At 69.8% G+C, this 25345-nt stretch carries 23 protein-coding genes; 9 read left to right on the top strand and 14 right to left on the bottom strand.

Annotation, left to right across the window (positions count from 1 at the left end; all coding sequences use genetic code 11):
- Window positions 1-2: 2 nt before the first annotated feature.
- The 5 genes from AB0M54_RS44085 to AB0M54_RS44105 form a co-directional block, all read right to left on the bottom strand.
- Entirely contained in the window at window positions 3-977 is a 975-nt protein-coding gene (locus AB0M54_RS44085; RefSeq protein WP_364333677.1) for a hypothetical protein, read from the bottom strand.
- A gap of 67 nt (window positions 978-1044) precedes the next feature.
- Window positions 1045-2307 (bottom strand): nickel-dependent lactate racemase, encoded by a 1263-nt coding sequence (gene larA / locus AB0M54_RS44090; RefSeq protein ID WP_364478579.1) that lies wholly within the window; start codon window positions 2305-2307, stop codon window positions 1045-1047.
- Window positions 2300-3241 (bottom strand): aldo/keto reductase, encoded by a 942-nt coding sequence (locus AB0M54_RS44095; protein WP_364478582.1) that lies wholly within the window; start codon window positions 3239-3241, stop codon window positions 2300-2302. Before AB0M54_RS44095 ends, larA begins: the two co-directional genes overlap by 8 nt.
- Before the next feature lie 31 nt (window positions 3242-3272).
- Complete coding sequence (locus AB0M54_RS44100; protein WP_364478584.1) at window positions 3273-4040, bottom strand: SDR family oxidoreductase; 768 nt, start codon at window positions 4038-4040, stop codon at window positions 3273-3275.
- Entirely contained in the window at window positions 4037-4870 is an 834-nt protein-coding gene (locus AB0M54_RS44105; RefSeq protein ID WP_364478587.1) for a fumarylacetoacetate hydrolase family protein, read from the bottom strand. The genes AB0M54_RS44100 and AB0M54_RS44105 overlap by 4 nt, the downstream gene beginning before the upstream one ends.
- Window positions 4871-4916: 46 nt before the next feature.
- Between AB0M54_RS44105 and AB0M54_RS44110 the strand changes: the two genes are divergently transcribed.
- Window positions 4917-5648, top strand: coding sequence for a FadR/GntR family transcriptional regulator (locus tag AB0M54_RS44110; RefSeq protein WP_364478590.1), 732 nt, complete (start codon window positions 4917-4919; stop codon window positions 5646-5648).
- Here AB0M54_RS44110 and AB0M54_RS44115 read toward each other — a convergent pair.
- Complete coding sequence (locus AB0M54_RS44115; protein WP_364478593.1) at window positions 5611-6324, bottom strand: TetR-like C-terminal domain-containing protein; 714 nt, start codon at window positions 6322-6324, stop codon at window positions 5611-5613. The two genes, AB0M54_RS44110 and AB0M54_RS44115, sit on opposite strands and share 38 nt — an antisense overlap.
- 41 nt (window positions 6325-6365) lie before the next feature.
- Between AB0M54_RS44115 and AB0M54_RS44120 the strand changes: the two genes are divergently transcribed.
- On the top strand, window positions 6366-7724 hold the full coding sequence (locus tag AB0M54_RS44120; protein WP_364478596.1) for an amidohydrolase family protein: 1359 nt from the start codon (window positions 6366-6368) through the stop codon (window positions 7722-7724).
- Window positions 7725-7864: 140 nt separating this feature from the next.
- Here the strand turns inward: AB0M54_RS44120 and AB0M54_RS44125 are convergent, their stop codons facing one another.
- Window positions 7865-8425 carry a TIGR03086 family metal-binding protein gene (locus tag AB0M54_RS44125; RefSeq protein ID WP_364478599.1) on the bottom strand — a complete coding sequence of 187 codons (561 nt, stop codon included), beginning with the start codon at window positions 8423-8425 and terminating at the stop codon, window positions 7865-7867.
- A gap of 271 nt (window positions 8426-8696) precedes the next feature.
- Here AB0M54_RS44125 and AB0M54_RS44130 point away from each other — a divergent pair, with 271 nt between their 5' ends.
- From AB0M54_RS44130 to AB0M54_RS44145, 4 genes are all read left to right on the top strand, one after another.
- Complete coding sequence (locus AB0M54_RS44130) at window positions 8697-9539, top strand: endo alpha-1,4 polygalactosaminidase (protein WP_364478601.1); 843 nt, start codon at window positions 8697-8699, stop codon at window positions 9537-9539.
- Window positions 9540-9693: 154 nt separating this feature from the next.
- Complete coding sequence (locus AB0M54_RS44135) at window positions 9694-10428, top strand: NUDIX domain-containing protein (protein WP_364333648.1); 735 nt, start codon at window positions 9694-9696, stop codon at window positions 10426-10428.
- Window positions 10425-11543: a 5'-methylthioadenosine/S-adenosylhomocysteine nucleosidase gene (locus AB0M54_RS44140; protein WP_364478604.1), complete on the top strand. Its 1119-nt coding sequence runs from the start codon at window positions 10425-10427 to the stop codon at window positions 11541-11543. Before AB0M54_RS44135 ends, AB0M54_RS44140 begins: the two co-directional genes overlap by 4 nt.
- Window positions 11540-13516, top strand: coding sequence for a hypothetical protein (locus AB0M54_RS44145; RefSeq protein WP_364478607.1), 1977 nt, complete (start codon window positions 11540-11542; stop codon window positions 13514-13516). The genes AB0M54_RS44140 and AB0M54_RS44145 overlap by 4 nt, the downstream gene beginning before the upstream one ends.
- A 275-nt stretch (window positions 13517-13791) precedes the next feature.
- Here the strand turns inward: AB0M54_RS44145 and AB0M54_RS44150 are convergent, their stop codons facing one another.
- The 6 genes from AB0M54_RS44150 to AB0M54_RS44175 all read right to left on the bottom strand — a co-directional run bounded on the left by AB0M54_RS44150 (window position 13792) and on the right by AB0M54_RS44175 (window position 20912).
- Window positions 13792-14109 carry a hypothetical protein gene (locus AB0M54_RS44150; protein ID WP_364333639.1) on the bottom strand — a complete coding sequence of 106 codons (318 nt, stop codon included), beginning with the start codon at window positions 14107-14109 and terminating at the stop codon, window positions 13792-13794.
- Window positions 14106-15674 carry a hypothetical protein gene (locus tag AB0M54_RS44155; protein ID WP_364478610.1) on the bottom strand — a complete coding sequence of 523 codons (1569 nt, stop codon included), beginning with the start codon at window positions 15672-15674 and terminating at the stop codon, window positions 14106-14108. The genes AB0M54_RS44150 and AB0M54_RS44155 overlap by 4 nt, the downstream gene beginning before the upstream one ends.
- A 17-nt stretch (window positions 15675-15691) precedes the next feature.
- Window positions 15692-16354, bottom strand: coding sequence for a hypothetical protein (locus tag AB0M54_RS44160; protein ID WP_364333634.1), 663 nt, complete (start codon window positions 16352-16354; stop codon window positions 15692-15694).
- Window positions 16355-16440: 86 nt separating this feature from the next.
- A complete protein-coding gene (locus AB0M54_RS44165) occupies window positions 16441-17373 on the bottom strand; it encodes a beta-ketoacyl-ACP synthase 3 (protein ID WP_364478613.1) in 933 nt (310 codons plus the stop codon).
- A 24-nt stretch (window positions 17374-17397) separates the two neighbouring features.
- Entirely contained in the window at window positions 17398-18549 is a 1152-nt protein-coding gene (locus AB0M54_RS44170) for a hypothetical protein (RefSeq protein WP_364478616.1), read from the bottom strand.
- Window positions 18546-20912, bottom strand: a complete 2367-nt coding sequence (locus AB0M54_RS44175) for an AAA domain-containing protein (RefSeq protein WP_364478619.1) — start codon at window positions 20910-20912, stop codon at window positions 18546-18548. Before AB0M54_RS44175 ends, AB0M54_RS44170 begins: the two co-directional genes overlap by 4 nt.
- Before the next feature lie 286 nt (window positions 20913-21198).
- Here AB0M54_RS44175 and AB0M54_RS44180 point away from each other — a divergent pair, with 286 nt between their 5' ends.
- Complete coding sequence (locus AB0M54_RS44180) at window positions 21199-21369, top strand: hypothetical protein (protein WP_364333623.1); 171 nt, start codon at window positions 21199-21201, stop codon at window positions 21367-21369.
- A 91-nt stretch (window positions 21370-21460) separates the two neighbouring features.
- Here the strand turns inward: AB0M54_RS44180 and AB0M54_RS44185 are convergent, their stop codons facing one another.
- Entirely contained in the window at window positions 21461-23041 is a 1581-nt protein-coding gene (locus AB0M54_RS44185; protein WP_364478622.1) for a hypothetical protein, read from the bottom strand.
- A 222-nt stretch (window positions 23042-23263) separates the two neighbouring features.
- Here AB0M54_RS44185 and cmk point away from each other — a divergent pair, with 222 nt between their 5' ends.
- The gene (gene cmk, locus AB0M54_RS44190; RefSeq protein ID WP_364333617.1) at window positions 23264-23941 is read left to right on the top strand and encodes a (d)CMP kinase; all 678 of its coding nucleotides are present in this window, start codon (window positions 23264-23266) and stop codon (window positions 23939-23941) included.
- A complete protein-coding gene (gene der / locus AB0M54_RS44195; protein WP_364478625.1) occupies window positions 23938-25323 on the top strand; it encodes a ribosome biogenesis GTPase Der in 1386 nt (461 codons plus the stop codon). Before cmk ends, der begins: the two co-directional genes overlap by 4 nt.
- The last annotated feature ends 22 nt before the right edge of the window (window positions 25324-25345 follow it).

Consider the following 25345-nt stretch of genomic DNA (forward strand, 5'->3'; position numbering starts at 1 on the left):
TCCTACCTCCAAGGAGAAGACGTGAGCAGACGGCTGAGCTCGGCGGCGGCCTTGTCCGGGTCGAGGCCGGCCGTGACCGCCTCGCGGACGATCTCCGAACCGGCGTCCTGCACCGCGATCCAGCCGCCGTGCCGGGGCCGGATCTGGGCCTGCGCGAGTGAGCGGACGGTCGGCCGGCCCCGCCAGTACGCGGCGACGGCCGGCTGCCCGCCGTGCGCCGGCACGAAGTCGCTCTGCACCTCGGGGGCGAGGAACGAGCGGACCCAGGCGCGCACCTCGTCGCGCCGGGTGGTCAGGGCCGACACGGCCAGGCCGGCGCCGCCGAGCACGCCGCGCAGGTCAGGGGCGTCGGCCCAGGCGAGGTGGGAGTAGCTGGTGTACTGGTAGGCCAGCGGGCAGTAGGCGATCGCGCCGGCGTCCAGCGCGTCGTGCAGGTCGATCGGGTTGCCCAGCGACACGGCCTGGTCGACGTGCGGCCACAGGTCGCGGAGCAGGCGCAGCGAGGCGGCGTCGCGGGGCATCGCCAGCCACATCAGCATCGCGTGCGGCCCGCCCAGGCAGAGCGCGCTCGGCACGGTCCGCACCGCGCCGAGCACGTCGGCCCAGCGCTGCGGCACCCCGTCCACCCGGTCCGGCCGATACACGCTGACCTGGGTGGCGGCGTCGATCGGCAGCGCCCACTGCCGGCCCGACACGGTGTAGCTCTCCCAGGTCCGGCCGATCGTCGCGGTGCGCCACCGGGCCAGCTCGGACGGCGCGAACAGGTCGTTCATCGGGAGCAGGGCGCCGTCCGCGATCGCCGCGCCCAGCCCGGGATGGTCGATCACCATCAGGTCGTGGGTGGCCGCCGGCTCGCGCAGCGGCCGCGCCTCGAACGCTTCGAGCGGCTGCGCGTCCCAGGTCACCCCGCCCCCGAAGGCGCGCAGGGGCGCGTACCCCCGAGGGTGGTCCCAGGTCATCCCGCGCAGCTCGGTCACGGGCGGCATCCCACGACTTCGTCGGTCAAGCCGATCACACCCCCTACGGTACGGACGGCCGGCGTGTTCACCTCGACCGCACGTACGGGATCGTCTGTGGCCCTTCCGGCAGCACACAGATGCGGGCGTCCGGGCCCTCGGCCGCCACGGCGGCGGCGATGTCCGGTACGGCGTAGAGGTGCGCGGTGCGCAGCTCGGCGTCGGTGAGACCCTCGGTGTGCACGCCGACGCGGGCGTGGCACAGGACCCGGGCCAGGATCTGCACCTGCCACTGATCGGGCACGGTCTCGGTCCGGGCCTCGATCTCCTTGAGGATCGCCGAGGGGGTCGGCGCCGAGGCGAGCACGGAGCGGAACGACCCGTAGTCCGGGAAGCCGTCCTCGCACCGGGCCGCACAGATGATCAGGCCGCCGGGCCGCACCACGGTCATCGCGGCCGACATGCCCTTCACCGCCTGGTAGAGGTTCTGGTCGAGCGGGAAGCCGGCGTTCGTGGTGACCACCACGTCGAACAGGCCGTCCACCGGGCGCATGGACATCTCTCGCACCGCCGCGCGCGCGGCCTCGTGCATCGGCAGGATATCTCCGCCGTACGCGGTCACGATGTGTTGCTCGCGATTGAGCACCACGTCGAACGCGAAGTCGACCCCCGTTCCGGCGGCTATCGCGCGTACATCATCGTGAACGGGGTTGCCTTCGCACACGCCCCAGATCGCCTTGGCGTCACCGATCCGCCGCGCGTCATGCAGGGTGAGCACCGTCTCCAGCCGGGCCAGCCCCGGCGCCACCAGTTTGGGGCCGCCGCTGAAGCCGGCGAAGAAGTGCGGCTCGACGAAGCCGGTGGTGATCCGGATGTCGGCGTCCAGCCAGTGCTTGTTGAGCCAGACCGGGACGCCGTCGCCGTACACGCCGCACCATCGGGTCTGCTCGGGGTCGCGGCCGTCGTGGTTGATCACGCGCATCGTGTCGGCGTGGACACCGAGCATGTCGCGCAGCTCGGCGCCGGTGTTGCCGCGATGGGTGCCGGTGGCGACCAGCAGGGTGATGGCGTCCCGGTCGATCTCGTCGCCGAGCTCGGCCAGCAGCGCGGTGATCATCTGCTCGCGGGGCTGCGGCCGGGTCACGTCGCACAGCGACACCGCCACCGTCTGGCCCCGGCGCACCCGATCACGCAGCGGGGGACCGGCCACCGGCTTGCGCAGCGCGTCGGCCAGCACGGCGGCGGGGTCGACCGCGGCCGGGTGCTCGACCGGGGTGATCACGGTGGTGCGCTCGGCGGGCAGGTCGACGGTCAGCCCGGTTCTTCCGTACGCGAGCCTGATCTCAGCCATCGAGCGCCGACCAGGTCGACTCCTCGATCGGAGCGGCCAGCCGCGCCAGCGTGTCGTTCACCCGTTCGGCGCTGCTCATGCCGCACACCACGGCCTTGACCTGGGGGCTGCGCAGCGGGAACTGCAGCGCGGCGTCCGGCAGCCGCACGCCGTCCTTCGCGCAGATGTCGGCCAGCTCGTTCGCCCGGGCCAGCAGCTCGGGCGGGGCCGGCGCGTAGTTGAACAGCGCGCCCTGCGGCGGCCGGTCCTTCGAGAGCAGACCCGAGTTGTACGGAGCGGCGTCCACGATGGACACACCTTTCTCGGCGGCCGCCTCGAGCAGCGGGGCGCCCGACCGGTCCAGCAGCGTCCACCGGCCGGCCAGCATGATGACGTCGATGTCGGTCTCGCGGACCATCCGCAGCGGCGCCTCCCACTGGTTCATGCCGGCCCCGACCGCGCCGATCACACCCTGGTCGCGCAGCTCGATCAGGGCCGGGATGGCCTCGGCGATCGCCTGGTCGACGAAGTCGTCGGGGTCGTGCACGTAGACGATGTCGATCCGGTCCAGGCCCAGACGTTCCAGGCTGTCGTCGATGCTGCGGCGTACGCCGTCGCGGCTGAAGTCCCACTGCCGCACCAGATCGTCGGCGACCTCGAACCCGTCGTCGTCGGTGCCCTGCGGTGACGGGTTGGGGACCAGCAGGCGGCCGACCTTGGTGGACAGGACGTACTCGTCCCGCGGGCGCCGGGCCAGGCCCTTGCCCAGGCGTCGCTCGGAGAGGCCCAGCCCGTAGTGCGGGGCGGTGTCGAAGTAGCGGATGCCGCCGGCCCAGGCGGCGTCGATCGCGGCCAGCGACTGCTCCTCGCCGGTGGCGCGGTGCAGGTTGCCCACCGAGGCGCCGCCGAAGCCCAGCTCGGTGACGTTGATGCCGTTGACGGACCGGACCTTCATGGCAAGCACTCCTTCATGACCGGGCACTCCTTCATGACCGGGGCCGGAGGCGGAGCCCGGCCATGCCACCGTCGACCGCGATCTCCGCGCCGGTCGTGGACCCCGCTCCGGGCGAGGCGAGATAGACCGCGGCATGCGCCACCTCCTCCGCTGAGACCAGCCGCCCATGCGGCTGGCGGGCCTCCAGCGCGGCCCGTTCCGCCGCCGGATCGTCGGCCGCGTCGAGCAGCCGCCCGACCCACGGCGTGTCGGCGGTGCCGGGGTTCACCGCGTTGACCCGGATCCCGTCGGCCATCCCGTCCGCGGCCATCGCCCGGGTCAGCGCCGACACCGCGCCCTTGCTGGCCGAGTAGACCGCCCGCTGCGGCAGGCCGGCCGTCGACGCGATCGACGAGGTGTTGACCACGGCGGCGTGCGGGGAGGCCTGCAAGAAGGGCCAGGCCGCGCGGGAGACACGGGCGGTGCCGACCACGTTGACGTCGAGGACGCTGTGCCACTCGTCGTCGGTCGCGTCGGCCACGCTGCCCTGCGCCCCGATGCCGGCGTTGTTGACCAGGAGGTCCAGCCCGCCGAGCTGGCCGGCCGCGGCGCTCACGGCCGCGCGTACCCCGGCATCGTCGGTGACATCGGCCGAGACGAAGCCGATCGTCTCCGGCAGGCCGGAGGGGCGGTCCTTGGCGCGGTCGAGCACCACCACACGGGCGCCCTCCGCGGCGAACGCGGTGGCGATCGCCAGTCCGATGCCGGAGGCGCCGCCGGTGACCAGCGCCCGCAATCCGTCGAGGGAGGCCACGGTCACGCCTCCCGGAACGTCTGGCGCTGCCGGCCCAGGCCGTCGATCTCGAGCTCGACGACGTCGCCGTGGCGCAGGTAGGGCTGGTCCTTGCGGCCCATCGCCACCCCGGCCGGCGTCCCGGTGTTGATCACGTCGCCCGGGTAGAGGGTCATGAACTGGCTCAGGTAGTGCACGAGGTGGCGTACGCCGAAGATCATGTTCTTGGTCGTGCCGTCCTGGCGGAGCTCGCCGTTGACCCAGAGCCGAGCGCCGAGTTGCTGCGGGTCGGCGATCTCGTCGGCGGTGGCGATCCACGGCCCGAACGGGTTGAACGTCTCGCAGTTCTTGCCCTTGTCCCACTGCCCGCCGCGCTCGATCTGGAACTCGCGCTCGCTGACGTCGTTGCTGATCGCGTAACCGGCGATGTGGGCGTCGGCGTCGGCCGGGGAGTCGAGGTAGCGGGCGGTCGAGCCGATCACCACGGCCAGCTCGACCTCGTAGTCGGTCTTGGCCGAGCGGCGCGGGATCAGCACGTCGTCGGCCGGGCCGACCACGGTGTCCGGCGCCTTCATGAACAGGATCGGCTCGGGCGGCGGGGTGGCGCCGGTCTCGGCGGCGTGGTCGGCGTAGTTGAGGCCGATGCAGACGATCTTGCCGATGCCGGCCAGCGGCGGCCCGAACGCCTCCGGTTCGTCGATCGCCGGGAGGTCGGCGTCGCGGATGCCGCCCAGGAAGTCGGGGGACAGCACGTCGGGGGTGATCGCGTTGGTGAGCGGCCGCAGGTCACGCCATTGGCCCTCGACGCGGACCACGGGGACGGACTGGCCGCCGACACGGCTGTGTGCGAGATGCATACCAGGGATGACATCATACATATGATGTGTACGGAAGGGAGTCCCCGTGAGCGCACCGATCAACCTGTCGGCGGTGGTCCCGCGCAGCCGCGGTGACCGGCTCGGCACGGCCGTCGTCGAGGCTCTGGTCGACGACATCGTGAGCGGGCGGCTGCGGCCCGGCGAGGCGCTGCCCACCGAGTCCGAGATCGGGGACCACTTCGGGGTCTCGCGTACCGTCGTGCGTGAGTCGGCCAAGCTCCTGCAGGACAAGGGGCTGGTCGACATCCGCCGGGGGGTGGGTACGGTGGTTCGCCCGTCGGCCGCCTGGGACATGATCGACGACGTGGTGCTGTCGGCGCTCGTGCGCAACGACGAGACGCAGGGTGTTTTGGACGAGTTGGTGGCGGTGCGGGCGTCGCTGGAGCGGGACATGGCGGAGGCGGCGGCTTCGCTGCGTACCCCTGATGATTTGTCGGAAATCTCGGACAAGTTAGCCGCGATGGAAGGACTGACCGCCGACCTGCCCGCGTTCGCTTTCACCGACACGCAGTTTCATGACGTCGTGATGACCACCTCCGGCAACCGCCTCGGCCGTGCGATCGTCACCAGCATTCACGACAAGGCGCGTACGACCGGCCGCTACCAGGGCACGACGACCGCGGCGCATATCGCCCTCACCTTGGACGAGCATCGCGCTGTTCTGGCCGCTTTGACGGCGGGCGACGGTGACGCCGCCGGAAGGCTGATGTACGAGCACATCACCGGCTCGTGGTCGCGCCGCCGCCCGCCGACCTGAGCAGCGGCAGCAGAACCTCGTCGACCACGGCCGCCACCTCGTCCTCGCCGACGGTGTCGGACCGCCACGCCTCGACCAGCAGCATGCGCGGCCCGACCTCGGCGGCCCGGGCGGTGACCCGCTCGGGAACGGCTTCACCGCGCTCGGCCGCCGCCCGCATCACCTGCATCAACACCTCGTGCGCGGGCCGGATCACCGACCGCCACACCTGGTCGAACAACTCCGGATGCCGGTTCCGCTGGGCGATCAGCGGGCGCAGGGCACGGCCGCGCGGTTCGTCGAGCGCGCGCACGAGCTGGGTGAGCAGGGCGATCAGGTCGTCCCGCAGATTTCCGGTACGCGGGGGAGCCGGCGCCTCGCCGAAACCGGTGCCCGGGTCGGTGAGCGCGGCCAGCACCAGTTCGGCCGGGGTCGACCAGCGCCGGTAGAGCGCCGCCTTGCCGGTGCCCGCCGCCGTGGCGATCCGGTCGAAGGACAGCTCGGCGAAGCTCGCCCGGGCCAGCTCCTCGAGCGTGGTGAGGAAGATCGCCTCGGTCAGTGCCGTTCCGCGGCGTCGGCTGGCTGCCGTTCCGTGTCGTTGGCTGGCTCCGGATTCTGGGCGGCTGGCTCCGGTTCCGTGGCGGCTGGCTCCGGTTCCGTGGCGGCTGGCTCCGGTTCCGTGGCGGCTCGCTACCATAGTGAACAATATTGTTCCTTAAGTCGCTGGGAGGCGCAACCATGGACCACCTCGCCGACGTCGCCGTGGTCGATCCCCGGGACGGCTCGATCACCCCGCACCAGGACATCCATTTCTCCGCCGGCCGGATCGCCTCGATCGGGTCCACCGCGTCGCCGGGTGGTGGCCGGACCCGCTTCGTCGTGCCCGGTTTCGTCGACATGCACGCGCACCCGCTCAACCTGGCCGACCCCACGCCCGCGCTGCGCCTGATGCTCTCGTTCGGCATCACCGGCTACCGCCAGATGAGCGGCACGCCGGCTCTGCTCCGGAACCGCCCCGCCGCCGACTCCCGGTCGCCGCGGTTGCTGGCCACGCCCGGTTCGGTCCTCACACCGATCAACGCGGGCACTCCGGCCCAGGCCGCCGCCGAGGTCCGCCGCCAGGCCGCCGCCGGCGCCGACTTCATCAAGGTGGCCGTGGCGACCCCGGTGGTCTATGCCGCGATCCAGGCCGAGGCCGACCGCGCCGGTCTGCCCGTCGTCGGCCACCTGCCGACCGGCATCGACGTCCGCAAGGCGCGGTACCGCTCGATCGAACACCTGGGCCCCGGCCTGGGCCTGCTGGCCGGTTGTTCCGACCACGAGGACCATCTGCGTACGGCCATCGCCGGCGCCCCGCTGAAGGCCCCGCCGTTCCCCATCCCGTTCGCCGGCCGGATCGCCGAGATCCTGATCCGCCGCATCGTCCTCAACCCCGCCCAGCTGACCACCCCGGCCATGCTCGACTCGACCCGCGAGGCCATCGACACCTTCACCGAGGACAAGGCCCGGGCCCTGGCCCGCCACTTCGCCGCCTCCGAGACCTGGAACTGCCCCACCCTGATCCGCGTCAAGGCCCAGCAACTCTGCGCCGACCCGGTCTTCCCGTCCGACCCCGACCTGCGCTACGCAACCGCCAAGGAGCGCAAGGCCTGGACCGCCGCGGCCAAAGCCTTCCGCCGCAAGTTCGACGAGTCCCAGCGGGCGGTCTTCGCCGAGCAGTTCGCCCTCCAGCAACGCATGGTCAAGATCCTCGACGAGGAGGGCGCCCCGCTGCTGGCCGGCACCGACGCGGTCGGCGCCGCCTGGGTGGTGCCCGGCGCCTCCCTCCACGACGAGTTCGACCTCCTGTCCGAAGCGGGCCTGACCCCGCTGCGCATCCTCCAGACCGCCACCGTCGACCCGGCCCGCTTCCTGCACCGCGAGGACGTTTCCGGCACGGTCGACCCCGGAAAGGAGGCCGACCTGGTCCTCCTGTCCGCCGACCCCACCGCCGCAGCGACCAACCTCCACCAGCTGATCGGCGTGATCCGAGCCGGCCGCCACTACTCCACCGACGACCTCAATCCATTGAGGAACAGCAACACCGCGGCGGCGTGACCGTGGGCGGGGTGAGCCGACAGCGGCGAGGCTCAATGTGATGATCCAAGGATGCCGACGAATGGGTGGACCGCGCTGCCGGATGGTCTCTCCGTGCCCGGCCGCCCTGACCAACCCGGCAAACGTTGGTGGTCAGGGCGCTAGACGGCTCGGCCGGTCAGCGAGAGAAGTTGGACGAGAGGGTCGTTGCTGTCGGTGTGGATGGGCGGGTCGACGATGCCCAGGCCGTCCCAGCGTCCGACGTTGGCGCGGGCGTAGGCCAGGCAGAGCTCGACGGCCTGCGGGTCGAACGAGACGGGCTGGGCGATGCCGCGGGCCAGGTCCCATTCGTGGATGGTCAGGTCGACGAGCATCTGGTCCGCGTAGGTGGTCAGCGGAGCCTCGCCGAACGAGAAACGGTAGGTTCCCGACAGGTCAGTGTGGAGCCAGGCCTTCCGGGACCGCTCTGCCGCCTGTTCCCAGGCATTCATCGGATCGTCGCCGAGCAGATCGCCGTCATAGCGGTCGCCGACTTCCTCCAAGGGTTCGCCAGCGAGGATGTGCGGTGCCCAAAGATGCTCGCCGACCAGGTGGTTGACCAGGTCGCGCACTGTCCACTCGGTGCACGGCGTCGGGTCGTTCCAGGCGCCGACGGGCACCTCGAGCACCCGGGCGCCGAACCGGTCGATGGCCCCGGGAATAAGGTTCAGAGCAGTGGCCATAGCGCGACATTACGACTTCAGGGGCCGTTCTGGGCTGCCCACGCCCGGATCTTGCCCTGATGCGCAGAGAGGTTGTCCGGCGTGTCATCCAACACCGCGAACGTTTGTGGTCAGGGCACCAGCCGGTCGTACGGAATCGCTGTCTAGATATTGATCTTCTTCATTGACAGCGATGATTAGAATGGGCGGTGACGCGATCGAGCCCACCAGATCGCCAGGGCGGTTCCGGCTGCCCGAGGCGGGGCAGATCCCCTGACCATCGGAGAGTTCCGTGGCCATCGCATCACGTCGTGTTCTCGCGCTCGCGCTGGGCGCACTTCTCACCACCGGGCTGTTCGCCTCGACGGCCGAAGCCCAGGAGACCCAGGCCGGGGTGTCCCGGGTCGCCGCCGTCACCCCGCCGGCGGCGAACGCCAAGTTCGACTACCAGATCGGCGGGGCGTACACGCCGCCCTCCGGGGTGACCGTGGTCAGCCGCGACCGGCAGGACGACCCGGCGTCCGGCATCTACAACATCTGCTACGTCAACGCGTTCCAGACCCAGCCGATCCAGTCCGAGATCGACATGTGGCGGGCGAAGGGGCTGACCCTGAAGGACTCCCGCGGCAAGGAGGTCGTGGACGGGCAGTGGGACGAGATCCTGCTCGACATCACCACCGACGCCAAGCGGCGGGCCGTCGCCGCAGTGGTGAACGGCTGGATCGACGGCTGCGCGGCCGACGGCTTCAAGGCCGTCGAGCCGGACAACCTCGACTCGTTCAGCCGCTCGCAGAACCTGATCGACGAGCAGGACGCCATCGCGTACATCTCCCTGCTGATCTCGCACGCCCACAGCAAGGGCCTGGCCATCGCTCAGAAGAACACCATCGGTGACCTCGGCGACGGTGGCATCGGCACCGCGGGCCGCGACGCCGGCCTCGACTTCGCGGTGGCCGAGGAGTGCGGCCGCTACTCGGAGTGCGGCGGCTACCAGGCGCTGTACGGCAACCGCGTGATCGTCATCGAGTACACCACCAGCGGCTTCAACAAGGCCTGCACGGCCGTCGGCGCCTCGGTGTCCGTCGTCCAGCGTGACACGGCCGTCAGCCCGAACGGGCCCTACCAGGCCTGCTGATCGAGTTCGCCTCAGGCCCGCACGGGATTTCCAATTCCGGCGCGGGCCTGATCCTTTTGACCTTCGAGGCTGTAGCCGGTTCCGCGAGTCTCGCCACGGATTGGCACGCCCACGCCCTTCCTGTCAGATTGACAATAAAGCTAGCCTCGAATCCATGGATGCCGATCAGTGGGTGCCGCCAAGCGTTCTCGTGGCGGTGGACCTGGTCATCTTCACCTTGCGTGACTCCCGGCTGCAGTTGCTTCTGGTCGAACGTGGCGTAGAGCCGTTTCGCGGGGCGCGGGCGCTGCCGGGCGGCTTCCTCGGCCACGTCGATGAGGGGCTGATCGACGCGGCGCAACGAGAACTGGCGGAGGAGGCCGGTCTCGTTGCCGATGAGGTTCAGCTCGAGCAACTGGGGGTCTACGGCACGCCAGGACGTGACCCACGCGGCCGAGTCATTTCCGTCGCATACCTGGCGATCGTTCCGCGGCTTCCTGCGCCCGTCGCAGGTACCGATGCGGCCAACGCCTGGTGGGTTCCAGTCGAGCATGCCTTGACGTCAGACGTGTCCTTGGCTTTCGACCATCTACAGATCATCACCGACGGCCTGGAACGGGCGCGGGTGAGGCTCGAACAATCGTCGCTGGCTACCGCATTCTGTGGCCCGTTGTTCACGATCTCCGAGCTCCAGGAGGTCTACGAGGCGGTGTGGGGCGTCCGGCTCGACCCACGCAACTTCTATCGGAAGGTCCAAAGCGTCGCGGGATTCATCGTTCCTGCCGGTCCTACGCGCAAGACCGACTCTGGGCGCCCGGCCCGGCTGTTCCGGCCTGGTCCGACTCAAGCGCTGAATCCCCCGATGAGCCGGCCCACTGATGCCGCTCACAGCGGGAGGACTGCTACATGAGTGACGGACACATCGTGGTTCTGACGGCTCTCAACCTGGAGTACGAGGCCGTCCATAAGCGAATCGTCGATCCGCACGTCCAGTGGCACCCAGCAGGCACACGCTTCGAGACTGGGCGGCTCGGCCGGGGCGGCTGTCAGGTGGCGCTGGCGCTCGTCGGCAAGGGGAACCATCCCGCGGCGGTACTCGCCGAACGGGCCATCAGCGAGTTCGCCCCCTCGGCGGTGATCTTCGTCGGCGTGGCCGGTGCGCTGTGGCCGAACATCAAGCTTGGCGACGTGGTGGTCGCCTCGCAGATCTACGCGTATCACGGCGGGACGAGCGAGAACGACGGGTTGAAAGCGCGACCGCGCACTTGGGAGACCTCACACCAGGCCGCGCAGATGATCCAGCACCTGATCCGTACGGAGGCCTGGATCGCCCCATCGCGAACGAGCCGGCCGCATGCCCATTTCGGCCCGATCGCCGCCGGTGAAGTCGTCCAGGACTCGGCGCTGTCGGCTCATGCCCTTTGGATCCGGCAACACTACAACGATGCCTTGGCGATCGAGATGGAGGCGGCGGGAGTCGCCCAGGCCGGCCATCTGAACCGGTCTCTCCCGATCGTCGTCGTTCGAGGAATCAGCGATCGAGCGGATGGCAGCAAGAGCACGTCCGATTCACAGAACTGGCAGGTCCAGGCCGCCCGGAACGCGGCCGAATTCGCGGCCGCGCTCGCGCCGCAGCTGGCTGAGGGTTCTTCGTCGCGAAAGGCGGGAGAGATGTCGACAGGCGCCATGTACACCAACATCGCCGGCGGCAACGCGCGGGTAGGTATCCAAGCAGGGCAGATACACGGCGGCGTAGTGATCGGCCGCAACGTCGAGGCACCGCCCGATGTCGATGCAGCGATCTCCGAGCTGCGGAGTCTGCTGAAAGAGGCGCACCATGGCGGGAAGCTCGACCGACCCACCTACGCGGCCGCTCAGGGCGAACTCGACACCGCGCAGGAGAATCGCACGGATCGAAGCCGAGTCGTGCTGGCACTGAAGCGGTTCCGAGGCCTTGTCGCCGACATCGCGGAGGTAGCGAAGGTTGCCGGAGCGATCATTGCCGGCCTGCAAGGCTTGTCATGACGTCCGAGGCCTACACCAACGTGGCTTCAGGTGACGCGGAGATCGGTGTCCAGGCCAATGTCGTCCACGGCGACATCACCGTCTATCAGGTAGCTCCGGACGCCTCCCCGCAGGCGGTGTTTCGTGTCGGGGTCAACCGGCTCAACGCACGGATGCCGGACGAAGCACGGCATCTCATCGAGACTGCGGTGGCTCGCGGCTACGAGACCGATGAGGTTCGCTTCTACCGGCTGCTGGCGTTGTTGAGTGGCCGCACCCTCCGGCAGCTCGGCAACGACGGGCTCGACAGCCTCGCGGCGATCTGCGCGCGCCTGACCCGTTTGGATGGCGGCGATCCGTGGACGGCCGGTTTGCGAGCCGTCCTCGCTTTGGTCACATCCCTGGGCGCGGCCGACTCCGCTCTCGTTGACAAAGAGCTCGGAGGCCTGCCCCAGATTCAGCGCGACCTCATCGTCGACCATCTCGCCGTGCTGCTGGAGGGCCCGGTGGAGGACGAGATGTGGCGGCAATCGGTGCAGCTCGCCGCCGGGCGGCGAACGGCGGGGGATCGAGCCGCTCGTGTCTGGACCTTCTTCCAGCCCGTTCCGGCCGGTCCACGAGCACGAATCCCCAGGCCTGCTGTGTACCAGCGGGATGACGTGTTGTGGACCGTGTTCGGCCTCTTTGCGCTGGTGTTCACGGTCGGAAACTTGATCTCAGCGCTCATCCGGCGGGGCGACGCCGCCCCAGTCCTAGGATTTCTGATCGCGATGGCCGGTACTGCGGCATTCGTTCGGTACGGCTCAGACTGGCATTTTCGTCGGCAACGCACGCGGCTCAAGGACCAGGAACTTCACTCCTGGGCGCACCAGGAGGCGCCACCACAGGGTTTCGCTCGCGGCGTGGATCGGCTCTTCACTCGTTATTTCGATCGCTACGTGCCGCGCGGGACCGACCCCACCGCTTGGATCACGAACACAGCGGGAATCCGCCAGCGGCTGCGGGACGAGGTTGTCGAGATCTACCGGGAAGAGCGCATCGGCGCCGATCAGGTCGCCTGGCTCGTCCGATATCTGGTCAGCGACGTTCGGCTGCGCTGGGAGCGGGCGACACTCCTGTCCTATCGGGAGGAGCTCCGGACTTCGGCGAGAGTGAAGCTGATCTGTCTGGCCGGGGTGGCGGCGATTGTGGGAGGGGGTCTGCTTGTCGTGGCCACCGCGGGCGGCGCCGGTGCGCTTAACGGAGTGCTGGTAGTGGTCGCGGGGTGGGTGGCGCTGCGAGGAGCGTTCCGCCTCGACAGTGAGCGCCGGCGGGTCGGCGCGGACGAGGCGGAGTACCAAGCCGCTTTCTCGGATCGTCAGGCGGCCTACCACCGATGGGTACGGAAACTGAGTGTCAAGCCGTCCGATCGTGAGATGGCCGACTGGCTGGAATCGGACCGGCGCCTGATGGTCGACGAGGCGATGCGGCACTACCGGATCAACGCCAGTCAGATTATCGCGCACGCTGTCATCGAGGGACCTGCGTCCGGTGTGAGGCGTGCTCGGGTCAAACACGGTCCGTGGCGCTACTCGCGGTATCAGATCGTTCTGTTCCTGCTCACCAAGGACGGCGTTCGTCAGGTAAATGCCCACCTCGACTTCGAACACATCTCCGAACAGACGACTCAGCGGCTGAACTACCGTTTCGACGCGGTCGCCGCGGTCCGCATTGACGGGATTGCCACCCAGCGTCAGACCTTCGAACTCACACTGGTCAATGGGGCTCCCATCCTGGTACCGGTGACGGATGCGATCGGCGAGATCGAAGCGGGCGAGGACCCGATGAAGCTGTCGAGAGTGTCGCTGGACGCGTCCGGTCTGCCCCGGACTCTCGAGGTTCTCGAAGGCATCGCCGCCGAGGGCAAGGAGTGGATCATCCACCAGCGCGAGCGCAGCGCGACCCACCTGGCCGACCTCAGGCACATCGTTCGCGACCTGATCTCCGAACGATGATGGGACTGGGACGAGAGCCGACCAAGGCAATTCAACAACCTGAGCCGTGTACGCCAAACCGGCGCCGAACCCCAGCAGAAGTGCCGGCCCGGTCGTGCCGTTCAGGGCAGCCATCGCCAGCGGGATGAAGGCGGCGCCCCTGTTGCCGCTCGTGATGACGTCCGTGGCGACGTGGACGTGCGGCGGGCAGGCACAAGGCCCGTGCGGCCGACTGATTTCGGGCCCGCGCCGGGGCGAACGATCCGGTGCGGGCCCGCTCATCTCCTTGGCGCGGCTCAGCCGCCGAAGGCCTGCCGGACGGCGTTGACGGCTTCCACCACGGCCGGGACGGGCGCCGCGAGCAGCGCCAGTTGGTCGAGCCGGTGCTTCAGGACCTCTGATCCGGCGCCGGTCGTGCGGGCCTCGCGGACGGCGAGCGTGGCGCTCTGTGCCTCGGGTGGCAACTGCTCGGCGTGCTTGTCCAGGGCGTCGTCCAGCAGCGCCCAGGTGACCGGGCTCGCGTTGATCGAGGCGCCGGGGCCGACGGCCTGGTTGCCGACGTGGCTGACTCCGCCGGACTGGTGGACTCCGTAGTTGATGTGCGGTTCGGTCATCGCTGACCTCCTGAGGTCGCGGCGGCCGGGCGTGCTGTCGCCCGATCGGTACCGGCGCGGGCGCCCGTACCTACCGACTGGTTGGTAACGACGGACAGGCCGCCGGACTGGATGATGCCCTGGTTGAGGATCGTGGTCTGGCGGGTACGGAATTCGGCGGTGTCCACGCCGCGCTCGTCGAGGAAACCGAGAATGCTGGCGAGGACGTGCCGTTCGACGATCTTCAGGTGCTTCGCGGTGTCGAGCAGCTGGAAGTAGTTGTGGTAGTCCATCGGGTCGACGGCCAGCTCACGCGGGCTGAGCAGAGCGCCGTAGTTGTGGCCGGCGTCCTCCCGGGCCTCCCGCAACAGGCGGGTCCGGCGGCGGCCGGCGCCCAGCCGCCGGGCCATGTCGCCGATCAGGCGGAACGGCGCGCCCAGGGCGGTCAGCAGCAGTTGCTGCGCGGCGCGGTCGGCGAGTTCCAGCAGCGCTCCGAAGCTCAGCTGCTCGGGGAGCCGGTCCACCTCGTGATAGCGGCGGCGTACGGGTTCCAGCACCGAGCGGGCGCACTCCAGATAGAGCAGCCGGCCGTCGGTGGAGAAATGCAGGAAGGTGCTCGCCGCCACCTCGCCGCCCCAGGAGGGCACCAGGGCGCACAGGTAGTGCCGGGCGGCGCCTTCCGGGCGCCGGGCGATCGCCTCGATCTCGGCGTCGGTCAGGTGCTGGCGCGGGGCGGCGCCGCGGTCCGGCAGGAAGCGGCGGTCGTCGGTGAGCTGGTCCCCGCTGACGAACACGCGGTCCTGGAGAACCAGGTCGGGGAGCAGGTCGTCGGTGGCCGGCCGGCCGGGTACGGACGACGTCGTGCCGATGGCGGACAGGCGCTTACGGACGCAGTCGATCAGGTCGATGACGTCGATGGAGATGGTGGCGTCCCGGTTCGCCGCCTCGGCGGAGTCCGGGATCGGCAGCAGGGGCAGGGCGAACGACCAGCCGGTGACCGCCGTGCCATAGCCGATGAACGGCGCGTACCCGCCGTACACGCTGACGTTGTTGATCTGGTCCTGGCTCTCGGCCGGGCGGAAGGTGCCGCGGCGCAGCCGGGTGACCACGGTGCGGCGGGTGGCGAGCAGGCTGATCAGCAGGATGACATGCGCCACGACGCCGGCCAGCAGCGCTATCGGAGGCGAACCGGTCAGCCAGGACGTCTCGGAGCCGAACGACAGGTTCAGTGTGATCATCAAGGTGATGGCCGCCATGGTCGTCAGCGAGGCCAGGGCCTGCAGCGCCGACGGGCGGACCTTGCGGCGTGTGACGACCATGCCGCTGGTGGCCATGATCGCGCCGGCGATCAGCGTCCACATCGGAGAGAGAGCGAAGGCGATGCCGCCGGCCAGGGCGAGCCAGATGTCCCGGCGGACCCGGCGCCGGCGTGTGGCCAGACAGAACTCCACGACCACGGCCGGATCGAAGCGAACCGACGGGGCGGCGGCGCGCAACTCGTCGTCCCGCACCTCGGCCAGGACCCGGTCGGCGAAGGACGCGTCGACCGTGGCCGCGACACACAGATAGCGCGTGGCGTCGCTCAAGCGCGAGCTCCTCACGTTCAGAAGAGGTCGCCCGGGCCGGCCGGGGAGCGCCGGTCCTGGCCGGGCCGGGTGGCCCAGCCGGCGATGAGAAAACCCAGCAGCCAGCTCACGAACAACGCGTCGAGCATGCTGCGGAACAGGTGGAAGGACAGGTCGTCGCCGTCGGCCCCGGTGACCAGGCCGACGAGGGCCAGCAGCCAGCCGGCGCAGATGCCACCGGCCGCGAACGCGCCGCTGATCGCGAACATCCGGGCGAGCCGCAGACCTCGTGCCGCCGGGTCGGGCACCAGGGCGAGGACGCGTTGGACGCGGTGGGCCAGCCACGCCGCGATCAGGATGAACAGCAGCAACCGGGCGATGTTGTCGCCGGGCACGAACTGCCCGGACCCGGCCGCTCCGTCGACATCCCAGGCGAGCCAGCGCAGGATGTACAGGCCCGGCCCCACGAACGGGTCCAGCAGATCGAGATCGTTGATGTTCGCCGCCTCGGTCAGGGCGGGGTTGACCCAGGGGTTGCCCAGGCCCAGGACCGTGACGATCAGCGCCTTGGTCACCGGTGACGCGTACCAGGCGGCCGACCCGGCTCCGGCGGCGACGTCCAGCGGAGCGGGAAGAGGGGTCAGCGGCTCACGGTGCAGCAGCGGTTGAGGCCGTTCCGGGTCGCCTTCGGTTTGTCCCATCGCGGCGGAGTCTGCACTGTCCGTGGGTGTCGCCGAGTCGAAAACCCGACCCGGCATCGCGGGTTACACCATTCGAAGGACACCCATCAGGGCAATTCAACAACCTGAGCCGCGTACGCCAAACCGGCGCCGAACCCCAGCAGCAGAGCCGGCCCCGACGTGCCGTTCAGGGCAGCCATCGCCAGCGGGATGGAGGCGGCGCCCGTGTTGCCGTTCGTGATGACGTCCGTGGCGACGCGGACGTGCGGCGGCAGGCACAAGGCCCTTGCGGCCGCCGTGGTGATGCGCAGGTTGGCCTGGTGGGGGATGAAAGCCGCCAGGTCGGCGGCGGTGATGCCGGCGGCCTCGAGCGCCCGCTCGGCCACGGGCGGGATCACGGCGGTGGCCCAGCGGAAGACCTCGGGGCCGGCCATCCGCAGGGTGCCCGTCTCGGCGTACCGGAGCAGCTCGCTCTTGGCGCCGTCGGCGCCCCACACCACCGGGCTGATGCCCAGCGTCTCGGACGGGCCGACCACCACCGCGCCGGCGCCGTCGCCGAACAGGAACGCGGTGCCGCGGTCGTGGTCGTCGACGATGTCGGTCATGCGCTCGGCGCCGATCAGAACCACGTTGTCGGCGGCGCCGCTGCGGACGAGGGCGTCGGCGGTGGCCAGACCGTACGGGAAGCCGGCACACGCCGCGCCCAGGTCCATCGCCGCCGCGTTGGTGGCGCCCAGGGCGGCCGCCACCAGGGGTGCCACGGTTGTCGCGCGGCCGCGGTAGGACATCGTCGCCAGCAGGACGGCGGACACGTCGCGCGGGGCGACGCCGGCCCCGGCGAGAGCCTTCGTCGCAGCCGCCGTGGCCATCGTGACCAGGTCCTCGTCGTCGGCGGCGCGACGCCGGGACTCGATGCCACTGCGCCGGCGGATCCACTCGTCGCTCGAGTCGATGCGCGCGGCGATCGCGTCGTTGCCCACCCGGGTGCGGGGGCGGTAGGCGCCGACACTCAGGATCCGAGAGCCGGGAGAAGTGCGCATGGTGGATCAACGAATGAGGCGTGCTCAGGTGGTGAGCAGATCTTCGACCATGGACAGCAACGATTCGTCGTTCTCCTCGCGAGCGAATCGCCGGAGGTCCGCTATGCCCGGCGTGGTCACCTGAAGTTGTCCGGCCAGATCGGACAAGCGCCGGCCCAGTTCGTCGGCGTCCCGGATGACACGCGTCTTGACGATGCGCCCCACCCGGTCCAGGACGGCGTGTTGCCTGGCTTCGGCGTCGTCACACCAGAGCTGCAGGAAGGAGGCTCGGTGCACCTCGAACGAACCGAGCTGCCACCACGAGATCCGGCGGCCGTACTCCTTCGCGGGCAACGACGCTCGCAGAATGTTGTTCGGCAGACGCTCCGGCCGGATGTTCTCCAGCCCGCGAGCGCGCAGCCAGTCCTGCCACGTTCGCATGTCGTCGACCCTGTCCTCGGCCGCCAGAACGTCGGGAAGAACGGTCGACACCAGGTCGGCCAGGTATTCATCCGGCCCGTCCATCGCTTTGACGAACACCAACAGCCGTTCGGTGCATTCGACGACGTACGCCGGGAGGAAGGCACTTCCCACGTCGATCGGCTTGATCGAGCTGACCGATCCGGGGAGATTGAACTCCTCCCGGTCGGGTCTGGAGGCGAGCCTTTCCAGCGCTTCGAAGTTGAAGGACCGCGAGCCTGTGACGACGCGGAACCGGGTGCCGTCCGCATTCAGGGTCAGCTCGATGTCGTCGATCCATTCCGTGCCTTCGTAATGGGTCGCGGGCATCGGCTCGGACGTGAAGCCGTCGAAGTACAGGACCTGCCGGCCCTTCTTCTCGACGTAGCGGCAGCCGTCGGCGACCGACTGCTGCCCGATGCCGGTCAGCGTCAGCGCGTCGCCGGAGCGCCGCACGTGCCCGATGGTTTCGAGAAAGGTGATGACCCGGTCGACTAGGGCACGGTCGACGCCGAAGAACGTGGCCAGCTGTGAGACGTCGAGCAGCCCGGCCCGAGCGATCGCCCGGGAGAGGAACTGATCGAACAGTTCGTACGGTTGTGACTCCCGGACCTCGGTCTTGATCTCCACACGCCACATCGGCAGCAGAAGCGGAAAGATGCGGAGCGGGCGGATGTCGGGCAGCGCCGCGACTCGTTCGAGGATTCGTCGAGCCGATACGTGTGCGGGTCTGCTCACGGTAGCCGCTCTCGCAGTCGCTGAGCGGGCACGACATCGCCGTGCTCGTCGGCGTACCTGAACATCCTCTGCGCCAGGCCCCGGAACGCCGGGTCCCGGGCGGCGGTCAGAGTGTCGCGGTCACCGACCAGCACCAGCTGCTGGCGCGCTCGGGTGATCGCGACGTTGAGGCGGCGCAATTCGCTGAGGAAGCCCACATTCCCCGACTGGTTGCTGCGGGTGAAGCTGAACAGCACGATGTCTCTCTCGCGGCCCTGGAACGAGTCCACCGTGCCGATGCGGTCGCGCACGGCTTCGGCACCGAGCAATTCCGTCGCCCACAGGTTGATCAGCTGGACCTGCGCACGGTATGGCGCGATCACCACCCAGTCGAGCGACGCGTACTGCTGGATCAGGGTGAGGATGATTCGGCCTTCGGCCCGGTTGTCACAGCCGGCCTCCTGCCAGGTTTCGGTCTGGCGCCGCCGGTTCTCGGCTCGTTCGGATGCCGGAAGTCCGCTGGTGTCGACCACGGCCAGCGGACTGCGAAAGATCGGCGCTGGCGGCCGCGGCTCGGTATCGCTGATGAGCCGCCCGCCGTAGAACTCCGCCGACACGAAGTCGGCGAGGACGGCGGGCATCCGCCGCTGCCGGCTGAGAAGGAGCTGGTTACCGGCCGGCGCCCGCTGAAACAGCCGCTCGAAGGCGCTCCGGGTCAGGAGGTCCGACAGCTGCCGAGGATCGACGCCGGTTCCGGACAGGTCCTTCCGGGTGAGCCAGTGCCGCACATCGTCGTCGACGAACGGCGGCAACTGGTGATGATCGCCGACCAGCACGACCCGACGCGCACGGGTCATCGGAACCAGCGCCGACGCGGCCGGAATCTGGCCCGCCTCATCGATCACGGCGAGATCGAAGTCCAGGTCCGACAGGAGATTCGCCTGGACCCCGACACCGATGCAGGTGGCTCCGATGACGGATGAATAGCGAATCAGCTCGGCATGGAGTCGCTCCGTCGGCTGAGCGAGCACGACCCGCCACTCGTCCAGCAGGGCGGCGCGTTCCCGCAGGAACGGCTCCCACGCTCGGCACCAACCGGCAAGATCGCCCAATGCCGCCCGGTCGGTGGGCGGCGAGCCGGGCGCGCCCAGCACCACTGCGTGCAGGCGGACGAGCTCCCGTCCTGCTTGACCGGCCACATGGAGAGCTTGCTCGATCGCGGAACTCGCGCCGGCCGCCAAGCCGGCCGCCTCACGTACCGACGGATGGTCGTCGATCTGCCGCCGGAGTTCGTCCCGCAGCCTCCCGTGAGCGGATCTCGCCTCTTCCGCCGCGACGTCGGCCCGGATCCGTCGCGGCTCCTCGGTCGCCAGCCGTGCCCGGAGCCGGCCGGCCCGCCAGCGATGAATCACCCCGAACGGTCCGGCCGAGCGCGTCTCGGCGTCGGCCAGCTTGGACGCGATCCGCTTGACTCGCGACGACGCCTTCTCGGCCTCGGCCGTCAACCGGCGTGCCGTGCCCTCCGCGCTGCGAGCAAGGCCCCCGACGCGGGCGTCGATCGCGGCCGCGGCGGCATCGCGAGCCGACTCGGCCGCTCGCCGCCTGGTCTCCGCCTGGTCGGCGTCGGCCAACGCGCCGTCGAGTCGCCGCAGCCATCCGGTGACCGGGGATGGATCCGCGTGCCATGGCGCGAGCCGCCGCCGGGACACGTCAGTTCGCTCGAGGGTCTGCCGTTGCAGCTCCGCGGCGGTCGAAGCGATCGTCTTGTGCCTCACGGACTCGGTGAACCGCTCAGCGTTGCCCACCCTGACCGAGATGACTTCGGAGGGCATCTTCTCGATGACGTTGTCCACCGCGGTGTTCGTCTGCGACGCAATCAGAACGCGTTCGCCACGCGCCGCCGCGGCCGTCGCGATCTGCACGATTGTTCTGGTCTTGCCCGTACCGGGCGGGCCCACGACGCAGAGCAGGTCGGGAACCTCCAGTGCATGCTGGAACGCTGCCGTCTGGAACTCGTCGAGGCGGTCGCGCGGGCTCTCCGCTGACGGGCGATAGTCGCCGAACTGGCCATCCACCAACAGGGCCACCATGCGGGGATGAAGAGTCGTGCCCGCCCGCACGCGTGCCACCGCGTTCTTCTGGATGCGCTGGACGAGGTCGCTCGTACCGGCGACGAGCTCGCCCTCGTCGGGGATACGCGCGCGGTCGACCGCGTCGTCGAACGCGACCGTCAGCCGGTCTCCGTCAGTTCCCAGCACCCGACCGCGCAGGGCCTCGTCACGGCGAAGGTGAACCAGGGTGCCCCTCGGCGTCGAGCTGGGGCGGGACAGCCGGAAGACATAGACGCCGGCGGCGGATCGCCGGCGCTCCGCGGTGGCGAGCACCTCGTAGTAGGGCACGATGCGGTCGGGCGGATTCCGTTGAGCCTCGATCTGCCGGCCGCCCTCGATGACCAGATCCATCGCGTCGCAGAATCGGTCCAGGTCGGTCGGCCCACGGTCGGCCGCCGGCTCACCCGACGTCCGTTTCCACGCTGCTCGGATGTCCCGCTCCGGCACCCGGTATCCGGGTGGCACCTCCCTCAGCTGCGACGCGTAGTACCAGCATGGTGTGGTCAGGCGGAGCCGGCTCCGCGCGAGCCTGCCGTGATTGACCAGCTTCATGGGTTCGATGAACTCGACCGACATGGCGTCCTGGTGGTTCGTCACCTTCAGCGCGACGCATGAGCGCCGGACGTACAGCCGGATCCACGGCTTGCCCTCGTCGATGGTCACCGGCACGCCGCCCTCGCCGTTCAGCTGGTTGAGCTCGTTCACCAGCCGCACCGGGTCGGGCAGATAGGGGAAGTCCCGGCGTGCGGTCGCGAACTTCGCGGCGAGCTTGAGCCCAGGAACGATGACGATCGGAGCAGCGATCTTCAGGACCTCGCCCGTCAGCACCGCGTGGTCCCGCCGCCATGACGCACCGCTCGTAGCCCGGAGACCAGGCCGGCCAAGGATGAGCGCGAGGCCGGGTCCTCCCTCAAGGCGCTCAGCAACGGCTCGTCCAGCCCCGGTGCCAGTCCCGGCCGTAGTACACACGGCGGAGGTGGGTCGTTCCCTGGCGGCTGCCCGGTCGCGAGGTGGTAGACGATGGCGGCGACCTGATAGGCGTCGGTGGCCGGACCGATCGGCATCACCAGGGGGCGCTGCTGCTCAGGCGCCCGGTAATCAGTCGGGCCCTCGCCAGGCGCCGGAGCGGTCGTGGCGAGTCCCGCGTCCCGCAGCCACATCCGATCTCCGTGCACGAGCAGCCCCTCGAGATCCAGCGCGCGGTGAGCCCGGCCGCTGTCGTGAAACCGACCGAGAGTTGCCGCGAGGTGCGGCAGCGCGGCCAGCACGGAGTCCAGGACGATGCCAGGGTAGGGCGGTTGCCCGTACTCGGTCAGTAGCGGGCGGGCGTCGGGCAGCGTCGTCGCGAACATCAGCACCGTGTCCTGGTCGACGCGTGCGAACACGCGGGGCAGGTCGGTGATGAGGGCGTGCAGCTCGACTTCGGCGGCGATCTCAGCCCGCCGACGGGCCGACTCCGTGCTGTCCCGGGTGACGGTGAGCCGGGTGAGTCGGCGACGGGCCCCGGCGCCCGAGTCACCGCGAGCGTTCGTGCGCAGCTCCCGGTAGGAACCGTCCGGCGCGTCGCGGTCGGCGGCGGCGCGGGGGAGTAGTAACCGGTCACCGCCGAGGACAACAACTCGCGGCGCGGGGGCTCGGGAATGCACGGTGGCACGTAGCGGCGGGAGAACGGTCCGGGCCCGCGCTCTCTCCGTGGCGAGAACCAGCTCCCGGAGGTCGGCGATCCGGAGCGTCTGGTCACCCGGGCGGGGCCGGTCCCGGTCGCGAACTTCCCGCAGCGAGCCGGTCAGCTTCGCGATTCGCTGTTCGGGCGTGTCGGGTTCCTCGGTTGCGACCGAGGCGATCCGGCCGACCAGCGTGAGATAGCAGGCTTCCGCGAACTGCGGGTCACGCCCGAGAACGCTGAGCGCGCCGGCCATGTCGCGGATACCGACGGCGGTGATGTCGACTCGGCTCGGCAGCGGCAGACGCGGGAGTGTCGTCACATTCAGGAACCGCGCCAGCTCATCCGGTTCAGCCTTGATGTAGCGGTTGAGCTTCGCCCCGAGTTCCTCGTGGGCTTTCCTGGACGGCGCCGCGTTGGAAGCGAAGGCGCAGCTGCAACGTTCATCCATGGCGCGCCACACGCGGTGCAGGTCGGCCAGCACCGGACCGAGATCACTCAGGGGCCACGCGCCGAGTGGCGGTTCCCGATGCTTGACCGAGACCAGCTCGGGATCACCGTCGGCCGGCACCGCGACGTAGTCGGTCGACCACTCGACCAGGACCGCTGTGATCCCCTCGGACGCGAGGTTGGGAATGCAGCGGAGGGCGACACATTCGTCCTGGTAGCGGAAGCGGCCGCGAGTGGGCCGTGCGGTATTCCGGTCATCGAAGAACATATCGACATCGGCCGAAGGCACCGGCCCACCCTAGATGTGCGCTCCGGAGGCGCGCAATGACGGTAGGCAACTGGCGCGGGTCTCAACCCGACCCGGAAGCGGCGTGGTGAGCTTGGCCACCCACCTGGCCGGGCTCGAGGACGAGCAGGTCCTGTGCCCGTACATCAAGAGGTTGATTTTTGGTGTGTTTCGCGCCAGCGGGCACAATGGGTGGGTTGGGCTGGAGAGCGTTGGGAGACTGCGTTGGGTGAGGTAGTGCGGCCGGAGCGGTGTGTCGTGGCCGTGGACGGGCCTTCGGGGTCCGGCAAATCCACCGTTTCCCGGCGTCTGGCCACGGCCCTGGATGGTGTTTATCTGGACACGGGCGCGATGTATCGGGCTGTGACCTGGGCGGTTCTGGATGCCGGCGGCGATCTGGCCGACCCGGACGGGATCGCCAAGATCGCGCTGGCGACCGAGCTGGCGATCGGGACCGACCCCAAGGCCCCGCATTTCCGGGCGAACGGGGTGGATGTCGACGCGGCCATCCGCGGGCCCGAGGTCACCGGCGCCGTGTCGGCCGTGGCCGCGGTGCCCGCCGTGCGCCGTCACCTGGTCGGGCAGCAGCAGGCGATCATCGCCCGGCACCCGCGTATCGTGGTCGAGGGGCGTGACATCGCGTCCGTGGTGGCGCCCGACGCCGACCTCAAGGTCTATCTGACCGCGTCCGCCGAGGCCCGTGCCGCGCGGCGCAGTGCCGAGGACGCCACCGACGTGACGGCCACCCAGGCTGACCTGGAGCGTCGCGACAAGCTTGACTCTTCGCGTACGGCCGACCCGCTGCGCCGCGCCGGCGATGCCATCGAGGTGGACACCACCGGGATGGGCATCGACGACGTCGTGGCGCACCTGCAGAACCTACTGAACAAGGTGCATCAGTGACCGACGTCTTCGAGATCGACGAGCCGCCGACCGCGGTGTCGATCGCCGTACCCGTGGTGGCCGTGGTGGGGCGCCCCAACGTGGGCAAATCCACCCTGGTCAACCGCATCATCGGCCGCCGCCAGGCCGTCGTCGAGGACAAGCCCGGCGTGACCCGCGACCGCGTGCCCTACGACGCCAACTGGAACGGCCGCCGCTTCACCGTCGTCGACACCGGCGGCTGGGAGCCCGACGCCCGCGACCGCGCGCTGGCCATCGCCAACCAGGCCGAGATGGCCATCCAGACCGCCGACGTCGTCCTGTTCGTCGTCGACGCCACCGTCGGCGCCACCGACGATGATGAAGCCGCCGTGAAGATGCTGCGGCGAAGCAACAAGCCGGTGATCCTGGTCGGCAACAAGACCGACAACCAGAACCTCGAACTCGAGGCCACCTCCCTGTGGTCGCTCGGCCTGGGCGAGCCGTACCCGGTCTCGGCCCTGCACGGCCGCGGCTCCGGTGACCTGCTCGACGCCATCATGAACGCGCTGCCCGAGGCGCCGCCGATCATCGAGTCCGGTCCGCGCGGTCCGCGCCGGGTCGCGCTGGTCGGCCGTCCCAACGTGGGCAAGTCGTCGCTGCTCAACCGCGTGGCCCGCGAGGAGCGCGCGGTCGTCGACTCGGTCGCCGGCACCACGGTCGACCCGGTCGACAGCCTGGTCGAGATGGACGGCCAGGTCTGGCAGTTCGTCGACACCGCCGGCCTGCGCAAGCGGGTCAACCAGGCGTCGGGTACGGAGTACTACGCCTCGTTGCGCACAGCCGGCGCCGTCGAGGCCGCCGAGGTGGCAGTGGTGCTCCTCGACGCCGCCGAGCCCATCTCCGAGCAGGACCAGCGGGTGCTGACCTCGGTCGTCGAGGCCGGGCGGGCCCTGGTCATCGCCTTCAACAAGTGGGACCTGGTCGACGAGGACCGCCGGTTCTACCTCGACAAGGAGATCGACCGCGAGCTGAAGCGCATCCCGTGGGCCGTGCGGGTGAACATCTCGGCCCGCACGGGTCGCGCGGTCGACAAGCTGGCGCCGGCCATCCGCCGGGCGCTGGGCTCCTGGGAGCAGCGGATCACCACCAACGCCCTCAACACCTGGCTGACGGCGGTGACACAGCAGACCCCTCATCCGGTACGAGGGGGTCGCGCGCCGCGCGTCCTGTTCGCCACCCAGGCCGGCGTGGCGCCGCCGAAGTTCATCCTGTTCACCACCGGGCCGCTGGACGCTGGGTACATCCGGTTCGTGGAGCGGAAGCTGCGGGAAGAGTTCGGGTTCGAGGGCTCGCCGATCGAGATCGCGGTCAAGCCTCGGAAGAAGTTGGGACCGGGGGGTCGCGGTCGGGCGCATGGGTAGGGCTTTGGTAGTCTGTCGGGGT

It is taken from the genome of Actinoplanes sp. NPDC051470 (genome assembly GCF_040682035.1).
Taxonomy (GTDB): domain Bacteria; phylum Actinomycetota; class Actinomycetes; order Mycobacteriales; family Micromonosporaceae; genus Actinoplanes.

Coding starts and splice junctions, on each gene's coding strand:
- AB0M54_RS44120 (WP_364478596.1), top strand. CDS start 6,366: ATGGACCACCTCGCCGACGTCGCCGTGGTCGATCCCCGGGACGGCTCG.
- AB0M54_RS44095 (WP_364478582.1), bottom strand. CDS start 3,241: ATGAAGGTCCGGTCCGTCAACGGCATCAACGTCACCGAGCTGGGCTTC.
- AB0M54_RS44140 (WP_364478604.1), top strand. CDS start 10,425: ATGAGTGACGGACACATCGTGGTTCTGACGGCTCTCAACCTGGAGTAC.
- AB0M54_RS44105 (WP_364478587.1), bottom strand. CDS start 4,870: ATGCATCTCGCACACAGCCGTGTCGGCGGCCAGTCCGTCCCCGTGGTC.
- AB0M54_RS44165 (WP_364478613.1), bottom strand. CDS start 17,373: ATGCGCACTTCTCCCGGCTCTCGGATCCTGAGTGTCGGCGCCTACCGC.
- AB0M54_RS44125 (WP_364478599.1), bottom strand. CDS start 8,425: ATGGCCACTGCTCTGAACCTTATTCCCGGGGCCATCGACCGGTTCGGC.
- larA (WP_364478579.1), bottom strand. CDS start 2,307: ATGGCTGAGATCAGGCTCGCGTACGGAAGAACCGGGCTGACCGTCGAC.
- AB0M54_RS44180 (WP_364333623.1), top strand. CDS start 21,199: ATGAACTCGACCGACATGGCGTCCTGGTGGTTCGTCACCTTCAGCGCG.
- AB0M54_RS44160 (WP_364333634.1), bottom strand. CDS start 16,354: ATGGGACAAACCGAAGGCGACCCGGAACGGCCTCAACCGCTGCTGCAC.
- AB0M54_RS44150 (WP_364333639.1), bottom strand. CDS start 14,109: ATGACCGAACCGCACATCAACTACGGAGTCCACCAGTCCGGCGGAGTC.
- AB0M54_RS44115 (WP_364478593.1), bottom strand. CDS start 6,324: ATGGTAGCGAGCCGCCACGGAACCGGAGCCAGCCGCCACGGAACCGGA.
- AB0M54_RS44135 (WP_364333648.1), top strand. CDS start 9,694: ATGGATGCCGATCAGTGGGTGCCGCCAAGCGTTCTCGTGGCGGTGGAC.
- AB0M54_RS44145 (WP_364478607.1), top strand. CDS start 11,540: ATGACGTCCGAGGCCTACACCAACGTGGCTTCAGGTGACGCGGAGATC.